General features: G+C 67.3%; 6 protein-coding genes and 1 pseudogene. 1 reads left to right on the forward strand and 6 read right to left on the reverse strand.

Annotation, left to right across the window (positions count from 1 at the left end):
* Nucleotides 1-373 (reverse strand): dCTP deaminase (locus AC30PD_RS24260; RefSeq protein WP_489538264.1); only part of this gene is annotated, 373 nt, incomplete at its 3' end.
* A gap of 136 nt (nucleotides 374-509) precedes the next feature.
* On the opposite strand from AC30PD_RS24260, the gene AC30PD_RS24265 reads away from it, so the two are divergent.
* Nucleotides 510-1,037, forward strand: coding sequence for an Mpo1 family 2-hydroxy fatty acid dioxygenase (locus AC30PD_RS24265; RefSeq protein ID WP_489538265.1), 528 nt, complete (start codon nucleotides 510-512; stop codon nucleotides 1,035-1,037).
* Nucleotides 1,038-1,074: 37 nt separating this feature from the next.
* On the opposite strand, the gene AC30PD_RS24270 is transcribed toward AC30PD_RS24265, so the two are convergent.
* From AC30PD_RS24270 to AC30PD_RS24290, 5 genes and pseudogenes are all read right to left on the reverse strand, one after another.
* On the reverse strand, nucleotides 1,075-1,932 hold the full coding sequence (locus AC30PD_RS24270; RefSeq protein ID WP_489538266.1) for a formate dehydrogenase accessory sulfurtransferase FdhD: 858 nt from the start codon (nucleotides 1,930-1,932) through the stop codon (nucleotides 1,075-1,077).
* Between the two features lie 52 nt (nucleotides 1,933-1,984).
* Complete coding sequence (locus AC30PD_RS24275; RefSeq protein WP_489538267.1) at nucleotides 1,985-2,365, reverse strand: hypothetical protein; 381 nt, start codon at nucleotides 2,363-2,365, stop codon at nucleotides 1,985-1,987.
* A 14-nt stretch (nucleotides 2,366-2,379) separates the two neighbouring features.
* On the reverse strand, nucleotides 2,380-3,555 hold the full coding sequence (locus tag AC30PD_RS24280; RefSeq protein ID WP_489538268.1) for a formate dehydrogenase subunit gamma: 1,176 nt from the start codon (nucleotides 3,553-3,555) through the stop codon (nucleotides 2,380-2,382).
* Between the two features lie 19 nt (nucleotides 3,556-3,574).
* Entirely contained in the window at nucleotides 3,575-3,817 is a 243-nt protein-coding gene (locus AC30PD_RS24285) for a hypothetical protein (protein WP_489538269.1), read from the reverse strand.
* Nucleotides 3,814-4,120 (reverse strand): annotated as a pseudogene (locus AC30PD_RS24290) (formate dehydrogenase); the annotation flags it as partial. The gene AC30PD_RS24285 and the pseudogene AC30PD_RS24290, both read right to left, overlap by 4 nt.

Here is a 4,120-nt window from a genome sequence, read left to right on the forward strand (position 1 = left end):
TGACGTTGACGATGATCCCGCAGCGTGCGTAGGTGCTCTTGCCCAGGCAGATCGTGAGCACGTTGCGCGGAATGCGGAAGTACTCGACCGTGCGCGCCAACGCGAAGCTGTTCGGCGGAATGACGCAGACGTCAGCGTTGATGTCGACAAAACTCTTCTCGTCGAAGTTCTTCGGGTCGACGACGGTGCTGTAGATGTTGGTGAAGACCTTGAACTCCGGCGCACAGCGGATGTCGTAGCCGTAGCTGCTGGTGCCGTAGCTCACGATTTTCTGCCCCTCGGCGCTCTGCCGCACCTGGCCCGGCTCGAAGGGCTCGATCATGCCGGTCTGCTCGACCATGCGGCGGATCCATTTGTCGCTCTTGATGCTCATGTGCTGCGGGCCTCGGGAAATGTGGGCCGATTGTAGGGACGGCCACGGAGAAGCCCCCTTGAAACCAGCCGTTTCCGTGTGGCGCGGCAGGCTCGATTGGCCTACCATTTGCAGCAGTTCGACCCCGGAGACACCCATGCGCGCCGCCACCGACCTGCTGAGCCAGTACGCCGAATACCACCGCGACCGGCGCAACATCGTCAGCCACTTCATCGGTGTGCCGATGATCGTGTTCGCGATCGGCGTGTTGCTGGCACGGCCCGCGTTCGCATTTCGCGGGCTGCTGCTCAGCCCGGCGTGGCTGGCCTTCGGGCTCACGGCGGCTTGGTACCTGAGCCGCGGCAACCTCTCGCTGGGCGTGGCGGTGAGCGCCGTGGTCGGCGCGCTGGTGCTGTTGGGGCACCAGGTGGCCTACGGCAGCATGGCCTCTTGGCTGGCTTGGGGCGTGGGCAGCTTCGTGGTCGGCTGGCTGATCCAGTTCATCGGCCATTGGTACGAAGGCAAGAAGCCGGCCTTCGTCGACGACATCACCGGCCTGTTCATCGGCCCGATGTTCGTGACCGCCGAACTGATGTTCATGCTGGGCTGGAACCGCCCGCTGCTGACCGAGATCGAGCGCCGCGCCGGCCCCACCGTGCTGCGCGACATGGCGCGCATTGCCTGAATGTTCAGGCCTGAGCACTCGGCCTGAGCGCGCGACCCTAAGCGCGCGGCGGCTCCGGTTGCGCGTCGAAGCGCTCGAAGCCGCAGTACTGGATGAAATGCCGGTTCGTGGCGCGCCCGAACAGCGCCAGCCCGAGTTGCTGCGCGACCTCGTGCCCCATCTGCGTCACTCCGCTGCGTGACACGACGATCGGCACGCCCATCTGCGCCGACTTGATCACCATCTCGCTCGTCAGCCGGCCGGTGGTGTAGAAGATCTTGTCTTCGCCGGTCAGCCCGTGCAGCCACATCCAGCCGGCGATGGTGTCGATGGCGTTGTGACGGCCCACGTCTTCCACGAAGCTCAGCAGTTCGTCCTGCCTGAACAGCGCACAGCCGTGCACCGAGCCGGCCGACTTGTAGGTGCTCTCTTGCAGGCGCACCGCATCGAGCAGGCCATAGAGCGTGGGCTGGCTCAGGCGCGCCGAAGGTTCGTTCACCGGCGGAAGGTGCAGCGTGTCGAGCTCGCTCATCATGTCGCCGAACACCGTGCCCTGCCCGCAGCCGGTGGTCACCACGCGCTTGGCGGTTTTTTCGTCGAAACGTTCGATGCCGGCGCGAGTCTTCACGGCCGCAGACTGCACGTCCCAGTCGACGGTGATCGATTCGATGTCGGCGATCGACTCCACCAGCCGCTGGTTGCGCAGGTAGCCGAGCACCAGCATTTCGGGCGCCGCGCCGAGCGTCATCAGCGTGACGAGTTCGCGTTTGTCGACGAAGACCGTGAGAGCACGCTCGGCCGGGATGGCGATGCGGCGTTCGGCGCCGAACTCGTCGCGCACGGTCACTTCGTGGGTGAGCGGTGCGCTGGCCACCGTGAGTCGGGGCAGCATCGGGGGAACGACAGTCTTGTGCATGACCCGACTGTACGCAATGGCCCGCGCACCCGCGCGGGCCGGTTCCGGCCGCCTACTTCTTCGGCGCGGGTTTGATCTCTGCCGCGGTCGCCTTCGTGCTCGGCGGTGCGCCGGTGGTAGCGGCCGGCGAATGGGCACCCGCCGCTTCGATCGGCGGTGTAGGCGCGGGCGGCACAAAGGCACCCGGGTCGGCGCAAGCCGGTGTGGCCACCGGTGTTGCCGGCTCCTTGCCCGCCTTCTTGGCCGCGGCCTGGTAGGCGGCAGCCGCCTTGTCCATGGCCTTGCACAACTGGAAGCCGGCGACCTTGTCGCTCCAGGCGGTCTTCAGTGCTGCCTCGGCCGCCTTGGCCTTGGCCTCGTCGCTCGGCGCGGGCAGCTTGGCAAATGCCGGCAAGGCCAGCGCGGTCGTCAACACGGCAAGGGCAAGGCGCATGGTGGCTCTTTCGCTCAAACGGAAGGGGATGGCTGCACGGGCTCGGGCGGCGTGTCGGGCCGGGTGCGCTGCGCCGGGATCTTGCCGGCCTGGATGTCGGCGTGCCAGAGCGCGTGGTGCTCCTCGGCCCAGGCCTCATCGACGTAACCGGTCTTCATGGCCTTGTAGGCGTCTTTCATGCCGAGCGTGCCGAGATAGATGTGGCCGAGGAACAGGCACATCATCAGCACCGCCGACACGGCGTGGATCATGTGGGCGATCTGCATGTCGCCGCGCGTGTAGGCCAGGCCCGGCAGCAGCTTGTCGAGCGTGAGGCCCGAGCTGACGACGAAGAAGCCGAGCGCGAACACGCCGGCCCAGAAGATGATCTTCTCGCCGGCGTTGAAGCGGCCCGAAGCCGGCTCGGCGCCACCGAACAGGCCACCGCCCTTGCGCAGCCAGGCCAGGTCACCGCGGCTCGGGAAGTTGTCGCGCACGAACACCAGGAACACGATCACGAGCGACACCGCGAACAGCGGCCCGGCGAAGTTGTGCGCGGTCTTGAGCGCGTAGGTCAGCCAGCCGAAGAGGGTATGGCCCATCAGCGGCAGCAGCGTGAACTTGCCGAAGGCCATCACCAGGCCCGAGATCGCCAGCACGCAGAAGGCGATCGCGTTGCTCCAGTGGGCGGCACGCTCGAAGTAGGTGAAACGTTCGATCACGCGGCCGGTGTTCTGGCTGTGGCCACCGAGCGGGCCCCTGGCGAAATAGAACAACGCGATCGCCAGCAGCGTGATCAGGAACAGCGCGCCGCCATAGGGAATGAGCCACTGGTTACGCACCTGCCGCCAGGCTTCACCGGCGTTGGTGAGGCGTGACCCCGGATACTGAACGAACTCCTGGATCAGCACGCCCTTTTCGGCGCCCGGCAGGCTGCTCGTGCCTTTTTCGATGCCCGAATCGCGCACCCCGCGCCAGAACGGCGCGTTGTTGCCGGGCTGGCTCTTTGCGCGCTGCGCGTTGCTCTCGTCGGCCTTGGGCTCGGCTGGCGCCACGAAACCGGGCGGAGGACCGTTCGCGTTCGCAGCCGAAGCCGCCGGCGCCGCAGCGTCTTGGGCCCAAGCCGCCCCGACCGGCGCCACGCCGAGCAAGGCGACGAGCGCCAGGCCGGCAAGCCGGGTGCCATGAAGTCGGTTCAGCAAACGTCGCATAAAGAGAGCCTCCGGCCTTTCAGCGCACGTAGTCGTTCTGTGCCTGGTTGCGCTGACGCATCTGCGCTTCCCACGCCGCCTTGTCGCCACCCTTCCAGCCGGGCGCCGTGTAGGCCGGGTTGGCGCTGCTGCTGGCGACCCACGGTGCCGGGTCGGACTTCTTGCCGGCGCCGGTCATCGTCTGCTTCTTCTCGCCGCAGCCGGCGAGCGCCATCGCCGACGCCACGGCGACAGCAACGAGCCCTGCGCGTGCGAGGCTCACTTCTTCACCTCGGTGGCGGCCGGTGCGGCGGCTGCCGTCTGAGTGGGCTTGCCGTAGGCGGTGCCCCAGCCCCAGACTTCGCTGCCCTTGCCGCGGTTCAACACGCGGGTGCGGAAGATGTCGGCCACCACGTCGCCGTCGCCACCGAGCAGCGCCTTGGTCGAGCACATCTCGGCGCACGCCGGCAGCTTGCCTTCGGACAGGCGGTTGCGGCCGTACTTCTCGTTCTCGGCGGCGCTGCCGTTGGCTTCGGGGCCGCCGGCGCAGAAGGTGCACTTGTCCATCTTGCCGCGCAGGCCGAAG

It is taken from the genome of Rhizobacter sp., from assembly GCF_032229685.1.
GTDB lineage: Bacteria > Pseudomonadota > Gammaproteobacteria > Burkholderiales > Burkholderiaceae_C > LMDS01.